General features: G+C 72.9%; 27 protein-coding genes. 10 read left to right on the top strand and 17 right to left on the bottom strand.

The annotated features are described in order from the left end of the window. Window positions 1–46: 46 nt before the first annotated feature. On the bottom strand, window positions 47–934 hold the full coding sequence (locus ACQP2Y_RS17455) for an IniB N-terminal domain-containing protein (protein WP_433729445.1): 888 nt from the start codon (window positions 932–934) through the stop codon (window positions 47–49). 287 nt (window positions 935–1,221) lie between these two features. Here ACQP2Y_RS17455 and ACQP2Y_RS17450 point away from each other — a divergent pair, with 287 nt between their 5' ends. From ACQP2Y_RS17450 to ACQP2Y_RS17430, 5 genes are all read left to right on the top strand, one after another. After that, window positions 1,222–2,520: a hypothetical protein gene (locus ACQP2Y_RS17450; protein WP_433729443.1), complete on the top strand. Its 1,299-nt coding sequence runs from the start codon at window positions 1,222–1,224 to the stop codon at window positions 2,518–2,520. Between the two features lie 8 nt (window positions 2,521–2,528). Further along, a complete protein-coding gene (locus ACQP2Y_RS17445; RefSeq protein ID WP_433729441.1) occupies window positions 2,529–5,024 on the top strand; it encodes a LuxR C-terminal-related transcriptional regulator in 2,496 nt (831 codons plus the stop codon). Beyond that, entirely contained in the window at window positions 5,021–6,736 is a 1,716-nt protein-coding gene (locus ACQP2Y_RS17440) for a sensor histidine kinase (protein ID WP_433729439.1), read from the top strand. The genes ACQP2Y_RS17445 and ACQP2Y_RS17440 overlap by 4 nt, the downstream gene beginning before the upstream one ends. Beyond that, window positions 6,733–7,101, top strand: coding sequence for a DUF742 domain-containing protein (locus ACQP2Y_RS17435; RefSeq protein WP_433729437.1), 369 nt, complete (start codon window positions 6,733–6,735; stop codon window positions 7,099–7,101). The genes ACQP2Y_RS17440 and ACQP2Y_RS17435 overlap by 4 nt, the downstream gene beginning before the upstream one ends. 85 nt (window positions 7,102–7,186) lie before the next feature. After that, window positions 7,187–7,942 carry a cellulose binding domain-containing protein gene (locus ACQP2Y_RS17430; RefSeq protein ID WP_433729435.1) on the top strand — a complete coding sequence of 252 codons (756 nt, stop codon included), beginning with the start codon at window positions 7,187–7,189 and terminating at the stop codon, window positions 7,940–7,942. A 10-nt stretch (window positions 7,943–7,952) separates the two neighbouring features. Here the strand turns inward: ACQP2Y_RS17430 and ACQP2Y_RS17425 are convergent, their stop codons facing one another. The 4 genes from ACQP2Y_RS17425 to ACQP2Y_RS17410 all read right to left on the bottom strand — a co-directional run bounded on the left by ACQP2Y_RS17425 (window position 7,953) and on the right by ACQP2Y_RS17410 (window position 12,345). After that, the gene (locus ACQP2Y_RS17425; RefSeq protein ID WP_433729433.1) at window positions 7,953–8,741 is read right to left on the bottom strand and encodes an SAM-dependent methyltransferase; all 789 of its coding nucleotides are present in this window, start codon (window positions 8,739–8,741) and stop codon (window positions 7,953–7,955) included. Window positions 8,742–8,965: 224 nt separating this feature from the next. Beyond that, complete coding sequence (locus tag ACQP2Y_RS17420) at window positions 8,966–10,285, bottom strand: DNA polymerase IV (protein WP_433729431.1); 1,320 nt, start codon at window positions 10,283–10,285, stop codon at window positions 8,966–8,968. Between the two features lie 52 nt (window positions 10,286–10,337). Continuing rightward, entirely contained in the window at window positions 10,338–11,759 is a 1,422-nt protein-coding gene (locus tag ACQP2Y_RS17415; protein WP_433729429.1) for a sugar porter family MFS transporter, read from the bottom strand. Window positions 11,760–11,874: 115 nt separating this feature from the next. Next, a complete protein-coding gene (locus tag ACQP2Y_RS17410; RefSeq protein WP_433729427.1) occupies window positions 11,875–12,345 on the bottom strand; it encodes a GNAT family N-acetyltransferase in 471 nt (156 codons plus the stop codon). Window positions 12,346–12,404: 59 nt separating this feature from the next. On the opposite strand from ACQP2Y_RS17410, the gene ACQP2Y_RS17405 reads away from it, so the two are divergent. After that, a complete protein-coding gene (locus tag ACQP2Y_RS17405; protein ID WP_433729425.1) occupies window positions 12,405–12,803 on the top strand; it encodes an ATP-binding protein in 399 nt (132 codons plus the stop codon). A 5-nt stretch (window positions 12,804–12,808) separates the two neighbouring features. Here the strand turns inward: ACQP2Y_RS17405 and ACQP2Y_RS17400 are convergent, their stop codons facing one another. Next, entirely contained in the window at window positions 12,809–14,020 is a 1,212-nt protein-coding gene (locus ACQP2Y_RS17400; RefSeq protein ID WP_433729423.1) for a PP2C family protein-serine/threonine phosphatase, read from the bottom strand. Window positions 14,021–14,116: 96 nt separating this feature from the next. Here ACQP2Y_RS17400 and ACQP2Y_RS17395 point away from each other — a divergent pair, with 96 nt between their 5' ends. Further along, window positions 14,117–14,929: an SAM-dependent methyltransferase gene (locus tag ACQP2Y_RS17395; protein ID WP_433729421.1), complete on the top strand. Its 813-nt coding sequence runs from the start codon at window positions 14,117–14,119 to the stop codon at window positions 14,927–14,929. Between the two features lie 10 nt (window positions 14,930–14,939). Here the strand turns inward: ACQP2Y_RS17395 and ACQP2Y_RS17390 are convergent, their stop codons facing one another. Both ACQP2Y_RS17390 and ACQP2Y_RS17385 read right to left on the bottom strand, forming a co-directional pair. Next, entirely contained in the window at window positions 14,940–15,614 is a 675-nt protein-coding gene (locus ACQP2Y_RS17390; RefSeq protein WP_433729419.1) for a response regulator, read from the bottom strand. Then, window positions 15,611–16,978, bottom strand: a complete 1,368-nt coding sequence (locus tag ACQP2Y_RS17385) for a sensor histidine kinase (protein ID WP_433731981.1) — start codon at window positions 16,976–16,978, stop codon at window positions 15,611–15,613. Before ACQP2Y_RS17385 ends, ACQP2Y_RS17390 begins: the two co-directional genes overlap by 4 nt. A 135-nt stretch (window positions 16,979–17,113) precedes the next feature. On the opposite strand from ACQP2Y_RS17385, the gene ACQP2Y_RS17380 reads away from it, so the two are divergent. Continuing rightward, on the top strand, window positions 17,114–17,746 hold the full coding sequence (locus ACQP2Y_RS17380; RefSeq protein WP_433729417.1) for a DedA family protein: 633 nt from the start codon (window positions 17,114–17,116) through the stop codon (window positions 17,744–17,746). Between the two features lie 8 nt (window positions 17,747–17,754). Here the strand turns inward: ACQP2Y_RS17380 and ACQP2Y_RS17375 are convergent, their stop codons facing one another. From ACQP2Y_RS17375 to ACQP2Y_RS17355, 5 genes are read right to left on the bottom strand one after another with little or no spacing between them, the layout of a single operon-like run. Next, window positions 17,755–18,177, bottom strand: a complete 423-nt coding sequence (locus tag ACQP2Y_RS17375) for an SHOCT-like domain-containing protein (RefSeq protein WP_433729415.1) — start codon at window positions 18,175–18,177, stop codon at window positions 17,755–17,757. 11 nt (window positions 18,178–18,188) lie between these two features. Continuing rightward, a complete protein-coding gene (locus ACQP2Y_RS17370) occupies window positions 18,189–18,446 on the bottom strand; it encodes a hypothetical protein (protein ID WP_433729413.1) in 258 nt (85 codons plus the stop codon). After that, window positions 18,446–18,823 (bottom strand): DUF2089 domain-containing protein, encoded by a 378-nt coding sequence (locus ACQP2Y_RS17365; RefSeq protein WP_433729411.1) that lies wholly within the window; start codon window positions 18,821–18,823, stop codon window positions 18,446–18,448. Before ACQP2Y_RS17365 ends, ACQP2Y_RS17370 begins: the two co-directional genes overlap by 1 nt. Before the next feature lie 55 nt (window positions 18,824–18,878). Beyond that, window positions 18,879–19,670 carry an alpha/beta fold hydrolase gene (locus ACQP2Y_RS17360; RefSeq protein ID WP_433729409.1) on the bottom strand — a complete coding sequence of 264 codons (792 nt, stop codon included), beginning with the start codon at window positions 19,668–19,670 and terminating at the stop codon, window positions 18,879–18,881. Then, the gene (locus ACQP2Y_RS17355; protein ID WP_433729407.1) at window positions 19,670–20,335 is read right to left on the bottom strand and encodes a DUF4097 family beta strand repeat-containing protein; all 666 of its coding nucleotides are present in this window, start codon (window positions 20,333–20,335) and stop codon (window positions 19,670–19,672) included. The genes ACQP2Y_RS17360 and ACQP2Y_RS17355 overlap by 1 nt, the downstream gene beginning before the upstream one ends. Before the next feature lie 230 nt (window positions 20,336–20,565). On the opposite strand from ACQP2Y_RS17355, the gene ACQP2Y_RS17350 reads away from it, so the two are divergent. Further along, window positions 20,566–21,297, top strand: a complete 732-nt coding sequence (locus ACQP2Y_RS17350; protein WP_433729405.1) for a helix-turn-helix domain-containing protein — start codon at window positions 20,566–20,568, stop codon at window positions 21,295–21,297. Window positions 21,298–21,341: 44 nt separating this feature from the next. On the opposite strand, the gene ACQP2Y_RS17345 is transcribed toward ACQP2Y_RS17350, so the two are convergent. The 4 genes from ACQP2Y_RS17345 to ACQP2Y_RS17330 are packed head-to-tail and all read right to left on the bottom strand — an operon-like array spanning window position 21,342 to window position 23,524. Next, the gene (locus ACQP2Y_RS17345; protein ID WP_433729403.1) at window positions 21,342–22,376 is read right to left on the bottom strand and encodes an aminotransferase class V-fold PLP-dependent enzyme; all 1,035 of its coding nucleotides are present in this window, start codon (window positions 22,374–22,376) and stop codon (window positions 21,342–21,344) included. A gap of 60 nt (window positions 22,377–22,436) precedes the next feature. Further along, window positions 22,437–22,889 carry a hypothetical protein gene (locus tag ACQP2Y_RS17340; protein ID WP_433729401.1) on the bottom strand — a complete coding sequence of 151 codons (453 nt, stop codon included), beginning with the start codon at window positions 22,887–22,889 and terminating at the stop codon, window positions 22,437–22,439. After that, window positions 22,880–23,059 (bottom strand): hypothetical protein, encoded by a 180-nt coding sequence (locus ACQP2Y_RS17335; RefSeq protein ID WP_433729399.1) that lies wholly within the window; start codon window positions 23,057–23,059, stop codon window positions 22,880–22,882. Before ACQP2Y_RS17335 ends, ACQP2Y_RS17340 begins: the two co-directional genes overlap by 10 nt. 57 nt (window positions 23,060–23,116) lie before the next feature. Continuing rightward, the gene (locus tag ACQP2Y_RS17330; protein WP_433729397.1) at window positions 23,117–23,524 is read right to left on the bottom strand and encodes a MarR family winged helix-turn-helix transcriptional regulator; all 408 of its coding nucleotides are present in this window, start codon (window positions 23,522–23,524) and stop codon (window positions 23,117–23,119) included. An 85-nt stretch (window positions 23,525–23,609) separates the two neighbouring features. Between ACQP2Y_RS17330 and ACQP2Y_RS17325 the strand changes: the two genes are divergently transcribed. After that, entirely contained in the window at window positions 23,610–24,536 is a 927-nt protein-coding gene (locus ACQP2Y_RS17325; protein ID WP_433729395.1) for a quinone oxidoreductase family protein, read from the top strand. Window positions 24,537–24,540: the final 4 nt, after the last annotated feature.

Below are 24,540 nucleotides of genomic sequence, written 5' to 3'. Positions count from 1 at the left end.
CTCTCGTCGTCGTGTCGCCCGACCCGGACCGGTGCCGCGGGGCACGTTAGTGGTGCAGCCCGCCCAGCAGGTCGTGCGACGGCTCGCTGTCCTCGGCCGGGTGGGTCACGCTGTGCAGCACGCCGCTGGTGACATCGTGCGCGGCGCCACCGACGCCGGTCAGGGTGCTGTCGAGGCCCTGCACCGGGTCGTGCGGCAGGACGTGGCCCAGATCCGGCTTGATCAGGGACCCGACCGAAGAGGTTGCCCCGCCGACCCCGGCGACGTCAAGGTCCGGCACATGATCCAGCGGGATCGATGCGGGCAGGTTGGTGACCGTGCCCAGGCCACCGTCCAGGATGCCGACCGGGCCGGCGTCGACGCCGGGAGCCACCTGGTCCACGCCACTGACCACGTTGGTCACGCTGTGCTCGATCGGGGCCACCACAGTGTTGTCCAGGTGCAGGGCCGGGTCGTTGCCCGCGGACAGTCCGCCGACCCCGACCGGCACGGCCGAGGTCACGCCGCCGCCCAGCCCGGTCAGGCCGAGCGAGTTGCCGGACAGCACCGAGCCGCCGACCACGTCGTCGCCGGCCACGGTGAGCACCGTGGCGTTCACGCCGGCCAGGGTGTTGGCGACGTTCAGGTCACCGGCCACCTGGCCCGGCATGACGGCCACCTGCGAGGTGATCGCCTGCAGCTGCGACACCGCGCCGGCCACGTCCAGGTTGGCCACCCCGGTGGTGAGGTCGTCGGCGCCGGCCAGGCCGTACAGGCCGGTGACCGGGGCCGAGTCGACCACCAGCGGGATGACCTGCTGCACGTCGGCCGCGGTGACGTCGGCCAGGCCGGCCGCGTTCAGCGCGGTCTCCGGGTCGAGCTCGAAGGCCGAACGGGCGGCCGGGTCGTAGATCAGGTTGAGGACGAAATCCTGCAACGTCGGGGACGCTTCCATGAGGCTCCTTCAGAGACCGGTCACTGGCGCCGGGATCCGGCACCGCAGCAAACCGTACGGAGGCCGGCCGGCGCGGGCATCGGGGTTGGTTCCCCCAACCGGTCCCGGCCGATCGGTGCTTCCCGGGGGCCGGGCGTTAGGGGGTTAGGGGATTCGGCGGCATGATTTTTTGGGGGACGATCCGCGAGCGGTCTTCTGGTACGAACATGTGGACCTATCCGGCCGAATGACGCCCACCGCGCTGTCACACCCGCAGTAATGGCCGTCGGTGATGGAGGAGTAACGACGTGCCCTACGTCCTGGGGATCGACATCGGCGCCGGCGCCACCAAGGCCGCCGTCTGCCGGCGCACCGACGGTGCCGCCGGAGGCTGGGGCCCGGCGCAGCCGGTGACGCTGGGTCTGCGCTCGCGCACGGTCAGCTCAGGGCTGGTGCTGACCCCGGAGGGCGACGTCGTGCCGGCCGACCACGGCCGGGCGCCGGCCGCGACCTCGGTGGGCGGCTATCTGCACCGGGTCGGCGACAGCCTGCCGATGCTGTTCGGCGACGACTACTTCCCGGCCCACGGCCTGGTCGCCGCGATGGCCCGCTGGGTGGTCGACCGGGTGTGGCAGCAGCTCGACGAGCCGCCCGAGCGGATCGCCCTGGCGTACCCGTCGGTGTGGGGCAACGGGCGGCTGCACCTGGTGCACTCGGCGCTCGGCGAGGCCGACCTGGCTCAGACGGCGCTGGTCACCCGGGCCCGGGCGGTGGTGGAGACCCACCAGGCGGCGGGCCGGGTGCCGGCCGCCGGCGGGATGCTGCTGGTGTACCGGATCGGCGGCTCGACCTGCGAGATCTCCGTCGTCGTGTCGCACGCCCCGGGCCGGCTGGAACTGCTCGGCTGCGCGGAGATGGCCGAGGTCAGCGGCTTCGACCTGCGCGACGCGACGCCGGCCGACGCCCGGGCGGTCATCCAGTCCACGGTGGACCTGGCCCTGCACACCGTGAGCAGCTGCGGCGCCACCCGAGGTGATCTTGTCGCGGTGCTGATCGCCGGAGGCTCCGACGACGTATATCCACATGTGTCCGATCTGTTGTCCGCGGCCTTCCCGGTGCCGGTCCTGCGCGACCCCGATCCGCCGATGACGGTGGCCGCCGGGGCCGCGCTCGCCGTCCGGCCTCTGGTGCGCCGGCCCGCCCCGCCGCCGGGCGCCCCGCGCGCGGCCATCGCCGCCCAGCGGCCGGACAACCACCAGCCGGGCGGTCACCAGCCGGACTCCCACCAGCCCGGCGGCCCACTGCTGGGCGGCCCGCTGCCGGGCGGTCAACTGCACGGCGGTCAGCTGCCGGGCGGTCAACTGCGGGGCGGTCAGTCGGCGGGCGGGCAGCCTGCGGGCTATCAGCTGCTGGACGGCCGGTTGCCCGACGCGCACCTTGCGGGCGGTCAGCTGCCGGGCGTGGCGGGTCTGCTGGACGCAGCCGGACAGCCGGATATGAGCGGCGGCCTGACGTCGTGGCCGGAGATCAGCCGGGACAACCGGGCGCAGGACCGGCCCTCGCGTCCGCCGGTCGACGTCGCCGCGGTGCGGGCGGGCGAGCGATGAGCACACCGATGTTGACCGGTTCCGTGGCCGGCTCCCCCGCCGCTGACCTGCTGGCCGAGGTCGCCGCTGACCCGTTCGCGCCGTTGCAGGCCGTGGTCGGCGCGCCGGGTGGCTTCGGCAAGACCGCGCTGCTGCGGGAGCTGGCCGGGGTCTGGCAGCGGGCCGGGATCACGGTTGTCACCCCGTGGCGGCCCGTCGACGCCAGCGGTGACCAGGTGCTGCTGGCCGACGACGCGCACCGGCTGCCCGCGGCCCGGCTCGACGAGCTGCGGGCGTACGCGGAACGGCCGGAGGCGCGCATCGTGGTCGCGTACCGTCCGTGGCCTCGCCCGGCCGGCCTGCCGGCCCTGGTCGATGTGCTGCGCCGGGCGCGGCGCCCGGTGCAGTTGCCCGCGCTGACCGCCGGGGAGATCCACTCGCGGCTGGCCGCTGTCGTCCCGGACCCGTCCCCCGACCTGGTGGCCTTCGTGGCCGAGCGGACCGGTGGGGTGCCGCGCTACGTCACCCGGGTGGCCGACGCGCTCACCCAGGCCGACGCCGCCGCGCGCCGGATGCCGGTCGCCGCGCTGAGCGCGTTCGCGGCCGACCTGGACGAGCTCGATCCGGATCTGCGCACCCTGCTGCTGGCCGTGGAGGCCGGCGCCGGACTCTCCTTCGAGCTGGTCGCGGCGCTGCTCGAGCGGGACGCCGAGACCGTCGCCGGGCTGGTCGACGCGGGCCGGGCCACCGGGTTGCTGGCCGCTGACGGCACGCTGGTGCCGCTGGCCCGGCAGGCGATCGCCGCGCTCGGCCCGATCGGGCACCGGATCGACGTGCGGCAGCGGCTGGCCGGGTTGCAGCTGGAACGCGGCGGGCCGGTCCTGCCACTGGTCCGGCCCCTGCTGGGCGACGCCGGCGACAGCAAGGGCGCCCTGGTTCCCGGTACGGCGGGCACCGGGCTCGGCAAGGTCTACGAGGCCGCCGGCGAGGAGGCTCTGGGTGACGACCCCGAGCTGGCCGCGCGGTTGTTCGCCGCGGCGGCCGGCGCGGGCCGCACCACTGCCGCCCGCCGGGCCCTGGCGACGGCACTGGCCGGGGATCTTGACGAGGCGTCCCGGCTGGCCGATCAGGCGCTGGCGGCGGGCACGCCGGAGCAACGCGCCGAGGCCGCGTACGTCGCCGCGGCGGTGCTCACCCATCGCGGGCAGACCGCCCAGGCCGCCGCCCTGTACCAGTGGTCGCCGTCCACCGTCACGGCCGGCTTCGGCGCGGTCGCCCTGATCGGTATCGGCCGGCCGGCCGAGGCCGAGGCTCTGGACGCGTCGGGCACCGGCGAGCCGCCGACCTCGCTCAGCGCAACCGCGGCGCTGATGGCCCGCGGCATGGCCGAATCGGTCCGGGGCACCCCGACCGCGGCGCTGTCCGCGCTGGTGCAGGCGGCCACCATGATCGAGCCGGCCGGTCCGGCCGTGCTGCTGCCGGACAGCCCGGCCGCGCTCGGTGCGACGATCGCCCTGCACAGCGCCGAGCTGGACACCGCCGACGCGCTGCTCGCCCGGGCGGTCCAGGCGGCGACCGGCGGAACCCTGCTGGCCGACCGGCACCGGCTGCTGCAAGCCTGGACGCTGCTGCTGCGCGGCCGGATCGGCGAGGCGCGAGCGACGCTGCTCCCCGGGCGGCGCGGACGCGACCGCCTGTTCGCCTCGGCCCTGCAGGTCGGGCTGAGCCGCCGGGCCAGCGACCTGGTCGGGCTGCGCAGTGCCTGGCCGGACGCCTGTCACGCGCTGATCGGCCAGCCGGTCGACCTGTTCACCCTGCTGCCGCTGGGCGAGCTCGCGGTGGCCGCGGCCCGGCTCGGTGAGCAGCACCGGGTCGCCGGGCAGCTGGCCGAGGCCGACCTGCTGCTGTCCGCGCTGGGCGATCCACCCCTGTGGAGCGCGCCGCTGCGCTGGAGCCGCTTGCACGCCGCGATCCTCGTCGAGGACCACGACGCGGCCACCGGGCACGCGCAGGCCCTGGCCGGCATGCGGGGGTTCAGCCCGTACACGGAGGCAGCCGCGGCAGCCGCCGCACAGTGGGTCGACGTCCTCACCGACACCGCCGACCCGGACGCGGTGGTCGCCGCGGCCCGCGGGCTGAGCGCACTCGGGCTGGCCGGGGACGGCGCCCGGCTGGTGGGTCAGGCGGCGATCCGCACCGCCGACCGCAAGGCGATGACCCTGCTGCTCGACTGTGCCCGCGCGTTGCAGGAACGGATCGCCGGGCCGCACGAGTCCGCCCCGGCCGCGGGCACCCGCTCGCGGGCCGGCGAGGGCGGCCCGCAGTTGCTCAGCGAACGCGAGCGCGAGGTCGCCGCCCTGGTCCTGGACGGACTGACCTACAAGCAGGTGGCCGAGCGGCTCTACCTCTCGGCCAAGACCGTGGAGCATCACATGGCCCGCATCCGGCAGCGTCTCGGGGTCACCGACCGGCAGGCCCTGCTGACCCGGCTGCGGGCCCTGATCGGTACGGGGGAGCAACGATGAGCACGCGGACAAAGGTGATCACCGGCCTGGCGCTGCTGGTCGCGCTCTGGGCGGCAGCCGCCGTACCCGCCGTCACTGAGGCGGTGCAGGTGATGTCGGCCCGGCTCACCGCGAACCACCTGAGCCGGCCGCTGGGCACCCTGGTGCTCGCCCTGGAGGCGGAACGCCGGCTGTCGGCGGGTGAGTCGCCCGCGGGCCCGGAGCTGGCTGCCCAGCGCGCCCGTACCGATCGGAGCCGGCAGGAGCTGCGGACGACCCGGGACAGCTGGATCACGTGGCTGGCCGACACCGACGCCACCCGGCAGACCGACGAGCTGCTGGAGCGCACCGACGGGCTGCCGGCCGTACGGGCCGCGGTGGACGGTGGGCAGGTGGTGCGCGAGCGGGCGGTCGACTCGTACACCGCGCTGATCGACCCGGCCGGTGTACGCACGCCGACGGTCTTCCCCGACCAGCTGGCCGGGTCCTCCGCCGGGTTGTCCGCGCTGAGCCGTTCCCGCGAGCTGCTGGCCGAGGAGGACGCCCACCTGGTCGCGACGGCCGGGCGCCGGGGCGGGCTCACCGAGGCCGACCGGGTACGGGTGTCCACCCTGTCCGGCGCGCGGCGCAGCCTGTTCGCAGCGGCCGGCAGTGACCTGCCCGCCGCCACGGCGACGCAGTACCAGCAGCTCGCCGCTGACACCCGGCTGGCCGCGGCCGAGAGCCGGCTGCTGGCGGGCACCGGCGGCGCGCCGGACTGGTCCGCGGCGTACAACCAGGTCAACACCGGGCTGTGGGAACTGCAGGCGAGCGGGACCCGGGCGGCGGCGGACGCGGCCACCGGGCATGCGGTCGTGACCGTGGTGCGGGCGGGGGTGGTGGGCGGGGTCGGGCTGATCGCGGTCATCGCCGTACTCCTGGTGGCGCGCCGGTCACGCAGCCGGGCCACCGCTTCCGGCGGCGAACGCCGGCCGGGCGCCGACCGGGCGGCCGGGGATCCGTCGACCCGGCTCGAACCGCTGCTGCGCGACCTCGAACGCCGCAACCAGGGCCTGCTGCACCGGCAGTTGCGGCTGCTCGACACGCTGGCCCGGCGGGAGTCGGACGACGAGACGCTGGGCGAGATGTTCCGGGCCGACCACCTGGCCAACCGGATGCGCCGCAATCTGGAGAAGTCGATCACGCTGGCCGGCGGCACGCCGGCCCGCCGCTGGCGCAACCCGGTGCCGATCGGCGAGGTGGTGCGCGGTGCCGCGTCCGAGATCAGCGAGTACGGCCGGGTGTCCACCTCCCAGGTCGAGCCGGTCCTGCTGGCCGGGGCCGCGGTGACCGACCTGATGCACCTGTTGGCCGAGCTGATCGAGAACGGGACGATGTTCGCGCCGGCCGAGACCCGGGTACGGGTGACCGGCTCGGCGCAGGAGTCGGGTTACCGCCTCATGGTGACCGACGTCGGGCCCGGGATGGACGAGGACGACCTGGTCAGGGCGGCTCAGGTGATGGCCGAGGAGGATCCGCCGGCCGGTGGCACCTGGTGGGGCCTGTACGCGGTGGGCCGGTTCGCCGCCCGCCACGGCATCGCGGTGGAACTGCACAACGGCGCCGACGGTGGCCTGGCCGCCGAGGTGACCGTCCCGCCCGCTCTGATCAGCCCCGCCCCGGCCGACCCGGCGGAGCAGGTGACCGGTGAGGAACCGACGCTCGACGACCTGGAGCCGGTGATGCAATCGTGACGATCTCCGACGAGGCATGGTACGACGAGGACGCCGGCCCGCTGGTCCGCCTGTACGCCCGGGTCGGCGGCCGGTCCACCGTGCCGCACGATTTCGAGCTCAGCACGATGATCCACTGTGCTCCCGGCGTCACCGCCCCGGACGGGCTGTCGGCCGACCAGCAGGCGGCGCTGCGGCTGTCCCGGCAGCCGATCGCGCTGCCCGAGATGGCCGTGCACCTGGGCCTGCCGCTCGGGCCGACCCGGCTGCTGCTCGGCGAGCTGCGCGCGGCCGGCCTGATCAGCACCGGCGGGCCGGCCGAGGGCAGGCGCGACTCCTCCCCCGCCGTGCTCCAGCGGCTCCTCAGTGGGCTGCGCTCCCTGTGATGATCTCGTTCCTGGACACTGTCGGCTTCCGAAGCACCTTCGACGTCCCGGCGCACGGCCGGCTCCCGATCCACGAAGGCTTGAGATGAACGACACCGATTCGCGGCCGCCGCGCTCGCTGGTGGTGGTGCTCCTGGACGGGGTGCTGCGGCTGGTCGCGGCCGTCCACTCCGGCGCGACGCCGACCCCCAAGGTCCGCGAGGCCGGCGGGCGGCGCGGCGTCGGACGCTATCTGCTGGTGGCGGGGGTGGTGGCCGCGCTGGCCGGCACCGCCCTGCTGGTCGTCATGCTGGTGCGGGCGCCCGACGGCGGCACGCCGCCACCCGACCGGGCGGCCGCCCTGCCCGGCCTGGCGTCGCGGACGGCGCAGCCGAGCGTCGCCGTGACGATGACTCCGGGTGCGCTGGGCACGACCGCGACGCCGAGCAGCGCCCGGAGCGGTCCTGCGACGGCGACGACCAGGCCGGCGCCGTCGGTGTCGGCCAAGGTGCCGATCACCGAGAACGCTCCGGTGCCGCTGACCGCGTCGTACCGGACGTCGTCGGTCACGGCCGGGCTGCTCGGCTACCGGATGGCGGTCACGGTGGACAACCCCGGGACGAGCGCGAAGGACGGCTGGACGGTGACTGTGACGCTGCCCCGGTCGACGCTGCGGGTCTCCGGAGTCAGCGGCGCGACCGCGGCCCAGGACGGCTCGGTGTGGACCTTCACGCCGGACGCCGCGACGTCCCGGGTGCCGGCGGGCGGCTCGGTCGAGCTGGCCTTCGAGGTGCAGGGCGCGACGCTGATCGACGCGACCCCGCAGGACTGCCGCATCGACGGCAACCGCTGCGGGGACTGAACGCCGGGGCTTACGGCTTGCGGCCGACCGCGCCGTACTGGTCGATCTCGGGGCCCTCGGTGTCCGGCCGCCACCGGGTGACCGAGACCAGGCCCGGCTCGATCAGCTCCAGGCCGTCGAAGAGCTGGGCCAGGCGGGCCGGGCTGCGCAGGTGGTACGGCAGCGCGGCGGACTGGTTCCAGAGCCGGGCCGCCTCGACGACCTCGGGGCTGATGTCGGTGCCGTCGTACAGGGCGAGGTAGCTGCCCGACGGCACCGCGGCCAGCGCCTTGCCGACCATGGCCTGGGCCTCGGCGTCGTCCTCGACGTGGCCGAGCACGCCCATGAACAGGACCGCGACCGGCTGGGAGAAGTCCAGCGTCTTGGCCGCCTCGCGCAGCACGAGGTCCATGTCGTGCATGTCGGCGTCGAGGTAGCTGGTGACGCCCTCGGGCTTGCTGGTGAGCAGGGCCCGGGCATGCGCGAGCACCAGCGGATCGTTGTCGACGTAGACGATGCGGCTGTCCGGGGCGACCGACTGGGCGACCTCGTGGGTGTTGTTGGCGGTGGGCAGGCCCGTGCCGATGTCGAGGAACTGCCGCACCCCGGCCTCGCCGGCCAGGTGGCGCACCGCCCGGGCCAGGAACGCGCGGCTGAGCCGGGCGTTCTCGGCGAGCGCGGGCTGGCCGACCAGGATCTGATCGCCGACCGCCCGGTCCACGGCGAAGTTGTCCTTGCCGCCCAGCAGGTAGTTCCAGATCCGGGCGGTCTGGGGAACGGAAGTGTCCAGTTTGGGGTGCTGTTGCTCGTCGCTCGCCACGTGCCACTCTCCGAATCGGACGGTACAGGTCGCAGGTCCGCGCCAGCCTAGACTGCCGCGTCCACGCTACCGCGCGGCTCCGTCCGCCGGCGTCCCGAACCAGCGGGTCGCGGTCACCCACCCAGGCGACGGTGCCGTCCGGCCGGACGAGCACGGCACCCAGGCCGGGATCGTTGCGCGCCGGCCCGGCCGCACAGCGCACCCGGCTCGGCCGGTGACGTGCCTCAGGCGGATACGGTCCAGTCCGGCGGCTCGGCCGGATGCAGCTTCGGATCGTCGACGGCGAACGTCCGCACCGGCCCCGGCGGCGTGGTGGGTCCCTCGAAGCGGACGGTGACCCGGCCCAGCCCGCTGCCCCAGACCCAGCCCGGTCCGTGCTCGTCGTGCCGGACGTCCTGCCCGGGCCGCCACTGCGTCGACACGGGCTCGGCGGGCACGGACGGCTCCACCTCCTCCGGCGCCGCGACGGTCGCATCGACGTGCGATGCGGCGGGGGCGGAGGAGCTGAACAGGTCGTCCTGCGCGAAGTCGGTCAGCGTGGTCATCCCGACCCCGAGCAGCCGGATGCCGGCCGCGGTGTCGACGTCGGCGAGCAGCCGCCGGGCCAGCTCGGCGACCAGCCGGGGGTCGTCGGTGGGCTGGTCCCGGGTCAGCGACCGGGTGATCGTGGTGAAGTCATGGTGCCGGATCTTGACGGTGACGGTCCGCCCGGAGATCCCGCCGGCCCGCAGCCGGCCACCGACCCGGGCGGCGAGCAGGTCCAGCTCCCGGACCAGCCGGGCCCGGTCGGCGACGTCGACGTCGAAGGTCTCCTCGGCGGACACCGACTTCGCCTCCCGTTCGGTCACCACGGTGCGGTCGTCGTCGGCGCGGGCCAGCCGGTACAGGCCGGCGCCGTGGGCCTGGCCGAACCACTCGATCAGGTCGGGCAGGGCCACCGCGGCGAGCTGGCCGACCGTGTGGACCTGGGCGCGGCGCAGCCGTTCCTGGGTCGTGGGTCCGACGCCCGGCAGCCGCCCGACCGGCAGCGGGTGCAGCACCGCGCGTTCCTCGCCGGCCGCGACGACCAGCAGCCCGTCGGGTTTGCGCAGGTCGGAGCCGATCTTGGCGAGGAGTTTGGAGGAGGCGGCCCCGACCGAGCCGGTGATCCCGCCGGTCGCCTCGGCGACGACGGCCTTGAGCCGCCGCGCGACCGCGGTCACCCCGGCGGTGGACAGGTCGTGGTCACCGGCGGCGAGATCGACGTACGCCTCATCGATGGAGACCTGCTCCACCACGGGCGACACGTCAGCCAGCAACGCCATGAAGACCTCACTGGTACGGCGGTACGCGCCGAAGCGAGGAGCCAGGAACGCCGTCCCGGGCGGGCACCGCCGCCGCGCCTCCGCGGTGGGCATCGCGGACCGGGCCCCGTACGCGCGGGCCTCGTAGGAGGCGGTCGCGACCACCCCACGCCCGGCGACACCACCGACGATGACCGGCCGGCCCCGCAGGGACACCTTGTCGCGCTGCTCGACGGCGGCGAACATCGCATCGAGATCCACATGCAGAATGCTCGGCTCTCGTCTCACCCTCCCAGTGTCGACCGGTCCGGTGTCAGGCGAAGTCCGCGGGCTTGAACTTTCCCTTGGCCAGGTGATCCTCGATCTGCTCGAGGCTGCGCCCGGTCAGCTCGGGCATCTTGCGGTACAGGAAGAGGAACGCGATGACGTTGAACGCGGCGTACATCCAGAAGGTCTGTCCCGTGCCGATGGCCTTCATCGTGCTGAGCAGGGTCAGGGTGATCAGCACGTTGGTGCCCCACAGCGACGCGGACTGGGCCGCGGCGCCCGCCGCCCGGGTGGCCAGCGGATAGATCTCCGAACCGGTCAGCCACCCCATGAGCTGGATGCCACCGGCGGTGAAGGCCATGAAGGCGATCAGCGTGGCGATGATCCACGGGATCATCGACTTGCCGTCGTTGCCGGAGACGAAGAACCAGCCGAGCACGACGAGCGCGGCCGCGGAGCAGGGCAGGGTCAGCAGGGTCAGCCGCCGGCGGCCGACCCGGTCGATGATGACCAGCCCGATGAGCTGGGCGATCAGGTACGTCAGTCCCAGCGCGACGGAGACCCGCAGCGCCGTGGAGTCGGAGAAGCCGTTGTCGGTGAGGATCGTGGGCGTGTAGTAGACGATCATCTCGATGCCGGACAGCTGGGTGAAGATCGCCAGCCCGCAGCCGACCACGAGCGCCGGCCGCACCCACGCGGCCCGGAGCCCGGCCCAGCCGCGGGTGCTGGCCTGCTTCTCGGCCCGTACGTTGTCCTTGATCTCCTGGAACTCCTCGGACAGGTCACTGTCCGGGTGCCGGACCCGCGCCAGGGCCTCCCGAGCACGGTCGGCGTGACCTTCCCGGGCGAGCCAGCGCGGGCTCTCCGGCAGCCGCAGCATCAGGGCGAACATGATCGCGGCGGGCACGGCGGCCATTCCGATCGCGACGCGCCAGTCGATGATCCGGGCCGCGCCGACGATGGTGGCGATGACGATGCCGACGCCGATCGCGATCTGGAAGAACAGCACCAGCCGGCCCCGGTAGGCGGTCGGCGCGAGTTCGGCGACGTACACCGGGGCGGTCTGCGTGGCGCCGCCGACCGCGAAGCCCAGGACCAGGCGGCTCAGCGACAGGGTGACCGGATCCGGGGAGAGCGAGGCGGCCAGCGACCCGACGACGAAGACGATGCCGATGAGCAGCAACGTGCCGTGCCGGCCCCGGCGTTCGGCCAGCCGGCTGCAGGTCAGCGCCCCGATGACGGCGCCCACCAGAATCGACGCGGCGATCACCTGCTCCCACAGGTGGCCGATGCCGAAGTCGTCGCCGATCTGCAGCAGGGCGCCGGAGATGATGCCGGTGTCGTAGCCGTAGAGCAGGCCGGAGACGGCGGAGACGAGCGCGACCACGATCACCGAACCCGTCAGCCGGTCCTCGCGCCCCGGCGGCGACAGCTGCGCCTCCGGCCCGTCCTGATCGGTCTGGCTCATCTCGGCCTCCGGGCGCAGTCACCATTCACCTGTCGGCCCGGCAGTGCCCCGGGACGACCGGAAATAACATCATCAATGCGCGGAGGTTGCGCCGCTCACGAGCGTCGCCCGGACCTCAGCCGAGTTTCTTGAGCATCTTGACGGAGGTCGTCTCGTAGCCGAGCGACTCGTACAGGCCGCGGGCACCCTTGTTGAATCCGAAGACGCTGAGGCCGAGAGTGTGCGCGCCCTGCGCCCGGGCGTATTGCTCGCCGAGGACCATGGCCTTGCGCCCGAGGCCCCGACCACGCTTGTCAGCGTCGATCAGGATGTCCCAGATCCACCAGGCACCGGCGTCGTCGCTGGTGTCCGGTCCGATCCAGAGGTAGCCGGCGGTCACCCCGGCGTCATCGACCACGTCGAAGACCGCGTGCCGTGGTCCCGGCGCACCGGAGGGAAAAGAGCGAGCCATGCTTTCGTCCGAATGCCGGTGGGCGTCCTCGGGCGTCTGCCCCACCGCGACAAGATCCTTGGCGTACTCGTCCCGGCTGCGTTCAAGCCACGCAGGGAAGAACCAGGTATCCAAGGGGTGAAGGGTCACCGTCATCGGATCAGCCTCCCACCCCCGGCGGGCGTAATCGACGTCACGGAGGGTAGAAAGCTGACATGGACCCGATGCGGCTGTCGTTCGCTCATCGCACCGACTACGCGGCTGTGCGGCAGTACGCCCGGAAGGTCCTCGGCCAGTGGCAGACCCCCGAGCTGGTCGACGACACCCTGCTGGTGATCACCGAGCTGGTGGAGAACGTCGTGCAGCACACCGGCGACGGCGGCGAGCTGCTGCTGCACCGGCGCGCCGACGCCGTCCGGATCGAGGTCACCGACACCAGCTGCGAGCTGCCCCGCGCCTACGGGCCGGATCCTCGCCGCATCGGCGGACGGGGTCTGCTGCTGGTCGGCGCGTTGGCGCGGGACTGGGGCGCGCGTCCCAGCGACCACGGCAAGGTCGTCTGGGCCGAGGTGCCGCTGACCGACCAGACCGGCACCGGCGCCGCGGCCCGCTGACGGCTTCAGGGGCAGCTGCGGACGACCAGCACGGCGATGTCGTCGGTGGGTCGTTCGGTGCCGGTGCTCGCCATGATCGCGTCGCAGACCGCCTCGGCGGCGTCCGGCCGGATCGCGTCGGCCAGCCGCTTGATCCCCACGTCGATGATCTCGCCGCGGTGTTCGACCAGCCCGTCGGTGTAGCTGACCAGGACCGCGCCGGGCGGGAAGTCGATGATCGTGGTGGTGCGGACCCGGGCCGGGCGGCCGATGCCCAGCGGCGGGCCGACGGGAATGTACGGCACGCCAGCCGGTTGTCCCGGTGCGGCCAGGATCGGTGGCAGGTGCCCGGCCAGCGAGATGTGCACGGCGGTGCGGTCGGGGCTGATCATCGCGTACAGGGCGGTGGTGAGGTTGCCGGTCTCGAAGTGATGAACCTTGCGGTCCAGCAGTGTGAGGACCTCGGCCGGATCGTCGGAGACCAGGGCGTACGCGCGCAGCGCGCTGCGGACCCGGCCCATCACGACGGCCGAGGCCAGGCCGTGCCCGGACACGTCCCCGATGACCACGCCCAGCCAGCCGGACGGGAGCGCGAAGACGTCGTACCAGTCCCCGCCGATGCCGAAGTCGTGCCCCGGCACGTACCGGGCGGCCAGGTCCACGCCCGCCACTCCCGGCAGGAGGGTGGGCAGCAGACTGCGTTGCAGGGCCAGTGCAGCCGCCTGGTCGAGCTTGTTGGACCGGATCTGCCCGGCCCGGCTGGCGCGGTCCGCGACGAGTTGCAACAGGTGCACGTCGTCGCTGGTGAACACCCGCGGGGTGAGGCTGCCGATGTGCAGGACGCCGACCACCTCGTCACCGGCGAGGATCGGGACGCCCAGCAGCGATCTGACGCCCTTGTCGAGCAGGATGGGATTCACCACGTCGTCGGGGGTGACGTCGTCGATGGCGACCGGCTGCCGGGTCTGCGCGACCCGGCCGGCGAAACCGCGGCCGATCGCCACCCGGAAACCCTGCTCCACCTCCTCCTCGAGGCCCTTCGCGGCGGTCGCGACGAGCTGCCGGGAGTGGGCGTCCACCAGCAGGATGACCGCGGTGTCGACGCCGAGCAGATCCCGGACGCGGTCGAGGAGCTCGTCGAGCAGATCGGCGGCGGGCATCCTCGACAGGGCCATGTCGGTGACGGCCTCGAGCCGGCGTAACCGCTCGGTGTCCTTGATGCCCTCGGCCTTCACCACACGTGAAGCCTAGAGCCCCGCGACCGGCTCACGTACCAGGCACCCACGGGGTGGACCGTCGGCGCGGCGCGACGGGGTCGGCGATATCGTTTCGCCGTGGACACGAGCGCAGCGACCCCTGGCATCGACCCGACCAAGGCGCATCCCGCCCGGCGCTACAACTACTGGCTCGGCGGCAAGGACAACTTCGCCGCCGACCGGGCCTCCGGAGACGAGCTCGAACGGCTGTTCCCGAAGGTACGCCTCGGCGCGCTGGCCAACCGGGCGCTGCTGCAGCGGGCCACCCGGTTCCTCGCCGCGGAGGCCGGGATCCGCCAGTTCCTCGACATCGGCACCGGCCTGCCGACCGCGGACAACACCCACCAGGTGGCCCAGCGGCACGCCCCCGACAGCCGGATCGTCTACGTCGACAACGACCCGCTCGTCATGGTGCACGCCCGGGCCCTGCTCGACAGCAGCCCCGAGGGCCGGACCGCCTACATCGAGGCCGACCTCAACGATCCGGACGCGATCCTCGGCGACCGGGTCCTGCACGAGACGCTCGACCTGACGCAGCCGGTCGGCCTGATGCTGATCGCCGTCCTGCACTTCGTCCACGGCCACGGCGCGGCCCGGCCGATCGTGCGCCGGCTGGTCGACGCGCTGCCGCCGGGCAGCTACCTGGTCGCCACGCACGCCACCTCCGACTTCGGCACCCCCGAGCAGCAGGCGCTCTATCAGCAGCTGGTCGAGCAGGGCAAGTCCGACGTCTGGACCCGCAGCCGCGCGGAGTTCACCGAGCTGTTCGAGGGACTGGAGCTGGTCGAGCCGGGCGTGGTGCCGGCCAGCGAGTGGCGGCCGGAGCCCGGCGCCGACATCCCCGCGAACTCGGACATCAATCTGTGGGCCGCGGTGGGCCGCAAAGGCTGACGGCGCCGTCTCAGGCCTGGCCACCGGGGGTGACCAGGCCGGTCTCGTAGCCGAAGACCACGGCCTGGACGCGGTCGCGCAGGCCCAGCTTCTGCAGGATCCGGCTCACGTGGGTCTTGGTGGTCTGCTCGGCGATGAACAGCGACGCGGAGATCTCGGCGTTCGACCGGCCCAGCGCGAGCAGGCGCAGGACCTCCCGTTCCCGGTCGGTGAGGCCGTTGAGCGCGGTGGCGCCGGCCGGGCGCCGCGGCCGGGCGGAGACGAAGTTCTCGATGAGCCGGCGGGTGATGCTGGGCGCCAGCAGCGCCTCGCCGCCGGCCACCACGCGGACGGCCCGCAGCAGGTCCTCGGGCTCGCTGTCCTTGAGCAGGAAGCCGCTCGCGCCGGCCTGCAACGCGGCATAGATGTAGTCGTCGAGGTCGAACGTCGTCAGCATCAGCACCCGCGGTGTGTGCCCCTCGGTGCGGTCCGGGCCGAGCAGCTCCCGGGTCGCGGCCAGCCCGTCCAGCACCGGCATCCGGACGTCCATCAGCACGACGTCCGGGCGCAGGCTGCGCGAGCGCTGCACCCCGAGCCGGCCGTTCTCCGCCTCCCCGACGACCGTGATGTCGTCCTGCGCCTCGAGGATCGCGCGGATGCCGACCCGGATCATCGACTGGTCGTCCACGATCAGCGTGCGGATCACTCGTCGCCCCCGATCGGCAGCTTCGCCTCGACCCGATAGCCGCCCTCGGCGCGGGGGCCGGCGGCCAGAAGGCCGCCGACGAGCCGGACCCGCTCGCGCATCCCGGGCAGCCCGTGACTGGCCCGGCCGGGCCCCTCCATGGACTGCGCCGGCTGCGCCGCCGCGTCGTTCACCACCGTGAGCACAAGATCAGGACCTTCGACGTCGAGACAGATCGTGGTACGGGCGCCGGGCGCGTGCCGGATGACGTTGCTCAGCGACTCCTGGATGATCCGGTATGCCGCGAGAGCGACACTCTCCGGGAGTGCTGCCTCGCGTACCGTCTCGGCCTCGCGCAGCTCGACCGGCACGCCCGCGCGACCGGCCGACTCGATCAGCTCGGGCAGCCGGCCCAGCCCGGGCACCGGCGTGAGCTCGGGGTCGGCGCTCTCGTCGCGCAGCACGGCCAGCAGCTGGCGCATCTCGCGCATGGTCGACCGGGCGCCGGCGGCGATCCGGGCGAACTCGGCCTTGCTCTCCGGATCCAGGTCCTTGATCCGGTACGACGCCGAGGTGGCCTGCATGTGGATCACCGACATGCTGTGCGCGACGACGTCGTGCAGCTCGCGGGCGATCCGGGTGCGTTCCTCGGCGACCGCCCGCTGGCTCTGCTCGACCTCGACGTCGCGCCGCGCGTCGGCCAGCTCCCGGCGAGCCTCCTGCCAGCCCCGGATCATCAGCACGGCGCCGAGGGCGAGGGTCGACAGGATCGGGTAGAGGATCATCATCGTCAGCCCGTCCGTGAGGGTCCGGCCCCGCGGATCGAGCAGCGCCACCACGGTGAGCAGGAGCACGCTGCCCGACCAGGTCACCAGCGCCGTCCGCCGGCCGGCCCAGGCGGCGACCAGCGCGATGTGCGCGACCAGCGTGAACAGGCCGGTCACCGTGAGCGGCCAGGTCGACCCGGAGTCGGGCGGGATGGCAATCGCGAACACTGCCACGGCCACGAACTGCAACACAGTCGCCGCCCGGGGCCGCAGCAGGATCAGCACCAGCGCGGCGCTCTGCGCGATGCCCGCCACGAACGCGATCAGCGGGAAAACGTCGAACTGGGTCACCGCCAGCGTCACGTTGAGCGGCAGCAGCGTGAACGCCAGGAAGCCGGCGATCAGCCACGGCAGCAGCCACTTCAGCACCGGTCGGTTGCGCCGGCCCAGGCCCGCCACGGAATCGGCGGCCGGCCCGCCGACCCGGGCGATGATGGGGCGGAGAGCCCCGAGCGCGTGCAGGATCGCCATGACCGCCCGCAGCAGACGCGAGAGCACGAGCCGGCGCCGGCCGGGCACCGCCGGGCTGTGCTCCTGCTCCGTTTCCGCACGCGCCATCACGCAGCGACACTACCGAGATCGGTCCCGCGCGGCGTCCTACCGCAGAGGTATCCGACCCCCTACCCGGGGATGACGCACGCCGGTACCGGAGATCGACGCCCGCCGCGGTACCCCGCGCCCACGCTTCGGCCCATGGATCTGATGAGTCTGGCCGGCCCGGTGATGACGTCTCCGCTGCTCTACCCGCTGCTCGCGGGCCTGTGCAGCCTGGACGGCGTGGTGCCGATGATCCCCTCCGAGGCCGCGGTGCTGGCGTCCGGTGTCTTCGCCCACTCGGGCACACCGAACCTGGTGCTGGTCGTGCTGACCACCGCCCTGGGCGTCTTCATCGGCGACCACCTCGCGTACGGCCTCAGCCGCAGCGTCCTCGGCCCCCGGCTGATCAACCGCTCCCGGCACGTCAGCCGGGCCGTCGCCGCGGCGGGCCGGCAGCTCGACCGGCGTCCCGGCCTGCTGATCGTGATGTCACGGTTCCTGCCGGGCGGCCGGGTGACGATGAACCTGGCCTGCGGCACGGCCCGGCTGCCGCTGTCCAAGTTCAGCCCCGCCTCGGCGATAGCGGCGCTGGCCTGGGCCGTCTACACGGCGGGGCTGGGCTTCGTGGGCGGTGCTGCGTTCGTCGAGAACCCGCTGCTGGGTCTGGGCGTGGGTCTGGGGCTGTCGTTCGCCTTGGGCGGCCTGATCGAACTGGTCCGCCGCCGGATCAGCCACCGCAGGCCGCACCCGCGCAACCGCGTCGAGCGTCTCCCGGTCCGCGTCGGGTGATGCGCGGCCTACTCGCAGAAGACCCGCACTTTGGCGTCGGGCTGGTCCACCTCGACGGTCATCTCGTCGAGGTGGTCCACGAGCGCCTCGAGCTGTTCCGGTTTGAGCTGGGTGAGGTCGAACGGCACGCCCGCCTTGCTCAGCTCGGCGTTGGCCTGGCCCAGGGCCTGCGGCGGGATCAGGGCGGCCAGCCGCACCCCGGCGCGCAGCAGTTGCAACGGCACCCGCACGTTGACCCGGCCACGCTCGCCGTTCTCCACGGAGTCCACCACCACCCGCAGATACTTCACCTTGCCGCCGGGCCGGACCTCGAGGCCCGGCGCCGGCGCCGGCCGGCCCCGGTCGAGGGCGGCGATGAGCTGCTCGGCCTCCTCGGCGGTGATCTTGCCCTCGGCCAGCATGTCGAGGATGTCCCTGCGCTGTTCGGTCATCGCGACCTCTCCTATCGGACGGTGACGAGCACGGCCGTGCGGCCCTGCTCGATGTCGACCCGGGTGCCGGGCAACGCCGAGACGGTGCGCCACCCGGTGCCGAGGGCCCGCGCCACGCTGACGCGGTGGACCAGACAGGCCACGGCCGCCACCAGGGTGGCGAGGACCAGGACCGGCAGGAGGACGAGCACCACGGGCAGGACCGGGACCCAGATCCGGATGCGGCGGCCGCGCGAGCTGTTCACCCGTACGGTCACCAGCTGCGGCATCACGTGTCACCGTCCAACTCGGACAGTGCCTGCGCCGCGGTGATCTCGCCGCGGCGCAGCCGGTCGATGACGTCGGCCCGGGACGGCGCCGGATCGGTCTCGACGAAGTCGAGCAGCTGGGTGATCCGGTTGAGCCGGGACTTGATCGTCGGGTAGCTGACCCCGAAGATCCGTTCCATCTCCTTGATCGAGCCGTGGCACCGCACGAACGCCGTGACGAAGACCTGGTCCTCGACGGTGAGCTGAGCCAGTTGCGGTGGCTCGAACGCACCCTCGATCGCGATGTCGCTGCCGGTCAGGCGGACCCGCTCGACCACGAACGGCCGGCCTCCGGTCAGGCTCGTCAGCTCCTGCCAGTCCATCGCCTGCTCTGTCATATCTCTAGTTGTACACGGTCATCATTTAACTTTCACTATGTCGATCTTGAATTTCTTAATCGGCGATCGCGCGGACGGCGTCGGCGACGGCCGCGTGGTCCTTCTTGAGGATCGCCCCGTGGTTGCTGGTGACCTTCGCCGCGATCCGGATGCGCGGGTTGCGCCCGGTCACGGCGTCCAGGCCGGCGCGGATCTTCTCCTGCTCGTCACCGCGGCTGCCGAAGGACGTCCCCGACGCGACCACGTAGCGCACCGGGACGGTGATGCCGTCCAGCACCGGGCCCAGCTCCCGCTCGCGGGACAGCCGGCCGAGCTCGATGTTGCTGTCCGCCTGCTGAGCGGCATTCATCCTCGGGGCCAGACCGGTCGGGCGCAGCAGCGGCAGGAACCAGCTCATCCGCCGGAACAGCTTGCGGATCCGCAGTTCCATGGCCTCGTCGAGCCAGTCGTGCGGGAACGCGCCGTCGACCAGCACCGCGCCCACAGTGCGCTCCGGATTCCGGTGGGCCCAGTGCGCCGCGACGACCGCCCCGTAGGACCAGCCCACCAGCACCGCCCGGTCCACGCCGCGGGCCGCGAGGACCGCGTCGACGTCCCGGACAGCCGCCTCGAAGGAGTAGTCGGCCGACCGCTTCGACTTGCCGCGGGCCCGCTCGTCGTAGGTGATGTGCCGCCGGCCCGTCCCCAGGTTCGCGATGACGCGGCGCCAGTACCCCTGGGTGGCGAACTGGCCGTTGAGGTAGACGACGGGGATGCCGGGACCGCCGGTGTCGGTGACGGCCAGGGCCGTGTCCTCGACCGGCACCATGCCGGTCCAGGTGGTGTTCTCGTTCATGGTCAGCTCCATCAGAGGCTCCGGGCGGCGATGTCGCCGTGGGCGGTGGTGGCGCGGATGTCGAGCTCCGCGGTGCCGTCGTTCTTGAGGGTGTTGCTGATCCGGCCGTGGCCGGTGCCGGCGTCCAGGACCGCCGAGACCCCGGCGGCGGCACCGACCGAGATGTCGCCGGACTGGGTACGCAGGACGACCGTGCCGCGTACCGCCTCCGCGATCCGGATGGCGCCCCGGGTGGTGCTGATCTCCGCCGGGCCGTTGAGCCGGCCGACCTCGACGTCACCGTCGACCGCGGTCAGGCGGACGCTCCCCGCTTCGTCGATCTTGATCTGGCGGTACGCGCCCTCGACCGTGATGTCGCCGAGCCGGCCGACCCCGCGCAGCTCGGCGGCGGCCGCCTTGACCTCGATTCGCGAGCCGGCCGGCAGTTGCACGGTGACCTCCACGGAGCCGGCGGAGCCGAGGAGCGGGCTAGTGGGCGCGGCGGCCTGGATCCGCAGGACACCATCGGCGTAGGAGACGGTGGTCTGCTCCGCGGTCCGGAGGTCGCCGTTCTTGGCGGGATCGGCCGGCCGCACCTCGACGACGGTGTCGGCGCGGGCAGCGGCGATGACCTGGATGCGCCCGGCCGGGATGTCGAGGACGGCGGCGATGGGGGCGGGGGTGTCGAACTTCGGCATCGTGTTCTCCTGAGCTCGTTCTTTGTTTCCGATGTGCGAAACGCTACGTTGCCTTTCCGAAGTCGGCAACAGCCTTGTTGCACTAAGAAGGCGTTATCGCAGCTCAACGCGGCAAAGTCATTGCAATGATGGTGTCACGTAATGCAACGGGCGCGTATCCTTCATTGCAATGGACAGGAAGTGAACGCTATGGTGGCGGCGCGGAACAGCCACGGACCGAGGAGATCGCGATGCCGGGAGGCAGGCTTACCCAGCAGGAACGCCACCAGATCGCGCTGGGACTGGCCGACAGCCTCCCCTACGCCGAGATCGCCCGGCGCCTCGATCGCCCGACGTCGACGATCACGCGGGAGGTGATGCGCAACGGCGGCCCCACCGGGTACCGGGCCGACCTGGCCCACCGCGCCACCGAGCGCCGCGCCCATCGGCGCCGGCCAACCGCCTCCCGAGGGGCGCAGCCGGCCCCTCAGGCGAACGGACCCGACGCCGAGGCCGTGGCCGAGTACGAGGAGACGCTGACCACCGTCCTGATGGCCTCCGGCCTGAGCAAGATGTCGGCCCGCGTGCTGACCTGCCTGTTCACCACCGACGCGGGCAGCCTCACCGCCGCCGAGCTGGCCCGGCGCGTCCAGGTCAGCCCGGCGTCCATCTCCAAGGCGATCGCCTTCCTGGAGAGCCAGAGCCTGGTCCGCCGGGAGCGCGACGACCGCCGCCGGGACCGCTACATCGTCGACGACGAGCTCTTCTACCAGGCGACGATCGCCAGCGCCCGGGCCAACGACCAGCTCGTCGAGACCGCGCGCCGGGGCGTCGCCATCCTCGGACCGGACACCGCCGCCGCCACCCGCCTGGAGAACATCGCCCGCTTCCTCGACTTCATCAGCGAGAGCATCACGCGGGCCGCCGAGCAGGCCCGCGAGGTGCTGCACACACCACCGGTCAGTTCGAGCATTGACAGTTAGAGCTCAAACAGTCAGCGCCTGGCCGAGGGCGGCCCGGAACCGGATCAGCCGGTCAGCACGTCCAGCGCCCGGTCCACGTCGGCCTCGGTGTTGTAGATGTGGAACGCCGCGCGCAGCCGGCCGGCCCGCTGGGCCACGCGGATGCCGGCCGCCGCGAGGGCGGCTCCGGCGTCGCGCGCCTCGAAACTGACGATCGCGCTGTCCCCGGCCGGCCGGTCCAGCCCGGCGAGGAAGCGGTTGGCCAGCGCCACGTCGTAGTCGTGGATCGCCGCGATGCCGATCTGCTCCACGACACCGAGTGCCGGCGCGGCCCCGATCCAGCTGAACCACGCCGGTGACACGTCGAAGCGCCGCGCGTCAACGGCCAATCGCATCTCCGGGCCGTAGTAAGAGTCGTTCAGATCGGCACCGGCGAACCAGCCCGCGGCGATCGGCCGGACCCGGTCGCGGATCCGCGGACTCAGATACGCGAACGCCGCGCCCCGCGGACACATCAGCCACTTGTACGCGCTGACGACCACCACGTCCGCCAGCTCGGCATCGAACGGCAGCCACCCGCACCCCTGGCTGGCGTCGACGACCACCGTGGCCCCCACCTCGCGGGCGGCCGAAACGACCCGCTCGTACGGGGCGACCTCCCCGGTGGCCGACTGGACCAGCGAGAACGCCACCACGTCGCAGCCCGCGGCCACCGTCTCGACCAGCCGGTCGGTCGGCACCGTGAGCACCTTCAGCCGGTCGCTGTGCACCAGCCACGGGAACAGGTTCGAGGTGAACTCGATCTCCGGCACGACCACCCGCGACCCGTCCGCCACGGCAGCGGCGACCGGGGCGATCAGCTGGGATGCCTGCGCGCCGACCGCGACGTCGGCCTCGGGCACCCCGAGCAGGCGGGCGAAGCTGGCGCGGGCGAGCCCGGTGGCTCCGTCCCACTCGGTGGCGAAGGTCGCGCCGACCCGCCAGTCGCCGAGGGCGGCCTGCAACGCGTCCCACGCGGGCTGCGGCGGCAGGCCGTAGCCGGCGGTGTTCAACCAGCCGGGCAGTGCACTCCAGAGCTGCTGAGCTTCCCTGATATCCACTCGGCCGAGTGTGTCAGCGCACCCGCCGGGCCGAAGCAGCCAATCGGGGCGTCGTGGACCCTACGTGTCTCGTGGATCGGCACGGCGTCCGCGGCGGGCGGACCGCCAGCCTTCGACGACGGCCACGAAGAGTCCGAGAAGCGCCAGGACAGCGAGTGCGCCGGGCGCAGAGGTCCACACCGGCGTCGCGTAGCCGTCCTCGGTGGCGATCACTTCCGGGTCCGCCGGGTCGGCGTAGACGATCAACTCCCGGCCCTCGCGGACCTTGTCCATGATCCAGGGGTGGCGGAGGTTCGCGCTGTGCTGCTCGCCCTGGACGGTGTAGCTGACTGTGAACCAGTGGTCGAGCTCATTGTCGTGGTCGCTGATGATGACCGCCTGCGTGCGGGTGCCATGCTCGACGACGTCCTGGCGGAGCTTGTCGTCGATGAGGAAGACCCCGGTCGCCAGCAGCCCGAAGACAACCGCGCCGAGCAACCCCCACTTCACCAGCGGCCGCCCGGCTAGCCCCACTCGCGGCGCACCATGGGCTCGGCCGGTCCCTCATGCACCGGCTCGGTCTCCTCGGACTCGACCAGATCCTCCGGGCGGACCCGGTCGGGCAGGTGACCGAACCTGGTCTGCCGCAGGTGGGCCAGTTCCTCCTCCGTGCGGGGCTCGCCTTGCTCCCGATCGCCACTCATCGCGGGCCTCCCTGGTCGAGCTCACCGGACGCGGAATCTCCATTGTCCACCCCCGCCTCAAGCCAGGACGAGCTCGAGCAGCTCGGCGAGCTGTTCGCGCTGGCGGGAGTCGAGCCGGCCGGTCGCCGGGGCCAGGTCCCGCTGGATCTCGGCCTGCACCCGGTCGGCCAGGTCGAGGCCGGCCGGGGTGATGAACACGTCGACGACCCGCTTGTCGCCGGGATTGCGGCCGCGGGCCAGCAGTCCCCGGCGTTCGGCCCGGTCGACGAGGCCGGACATCGTCGACTTGTCCAGGCCGAGGTACCCGGCCAGCTCGGTCATCCGCAGGCGGCGGTCGCGCAGGATGCCGAGGACCCGCAGCTGGGTCAGGGACAGGTCGTGCGCGGCGCCGACCCGGGTGAGCACTCCCATGACCCGGAAGGCGCTGCGGACCAGGGCGTCGTCCACGACGGCGTCGGAAGTCATGCCCCCAGAGTAGTTGACATGGTTTGTAATACCAATCATTATCGAGGTAGTTGGTAATACAAACCATCTCCCTCTGGAGGACACCATGCACGCTGCCGTCATCACCGCGTTCGACGCCCCGCCGACCTACCGCGAGCACCCGGAGCCGGTCGCCGGCAACGACCACGAGCTGGTCGTCGAGGTCCTCGCGGCGGGGCTGCACCACCTGGTCCGGGCCAAGGCGAACGGCACGCACTACAGCAGCGCGGCTCCACTCCCGCTGGTCCCGGGCGTCGACGGAGTCGTACGGGATCCCGCCGGGCGCCTGCGTTACGCGGTGCTGGACGACACCGCTCTGGGCACGTTCGCCGACCGCACCGTGATCGACGTCCGCCGCAGCGTGCCGCTGCCCGACGACATCGACCCGGTCCGGATCGCCGCGGCGATGAACCCGGCGATGTCCTCCTGGGTGGCGCTGCGCCGGCGCATCTCCTTCCGCGCGGGCCAGCGTGTCCTCGTGCTCGGCGCCACCGGCAACGCCGGGCGGATGGCGGTGCAGATCGCCAAGCAGTTCGACGCCGCGCACGTCATCGGCTGCGGCCGGGACACCGCGCGACTGGCCGGTCTGACCGCCCTCGGCGCGGACGAGACGGTCACCTTCGACGAGGTCGATCGCGCCGCGGATGTCGACGTCGTCATCGACTACGTCTGGGGTGAGCCCTCCGCCAACGCCATGGCGGCGCTGCTCACCGCGCGGGCCGACCGGAGTGCCCCGCTGAGCTGGATCCAGATCGGCTCGGTCGCCGGCGCGACGGCCCCGGTGCCGTCCGTGGCCCTGCGCGGAGCGAGGCTGCAGATCGTCGGCAGCGGCATCGGCTCCGTCCCCGCGCGCGACTTCCTCGCGGAACTGCCGGAGCTGGCCGCCGCGGTGGCGAACGGCGCGATCGACGTACGGCCGCACACAGTGCCGCTCGCCGAGGTCGCCCAGGCCTGGGTGACCCGGACCGACGACCGGGTCGTCTTCGTGCCGTGAATCA

The sequence above is a fragment of the Actinoplanes sp. CA-051413 genome (assembly GCF_050955795.1).
GTDB lineage: Bacteria > Actinomycetota > Actinomycetes > Mycobacteriales > Micromonosporaceae > Actinoplanes.
Note: the sequence above shows the minus strand (reverse complement) of the source record. Positions and strands in the feature narration are given on the sequence as shown.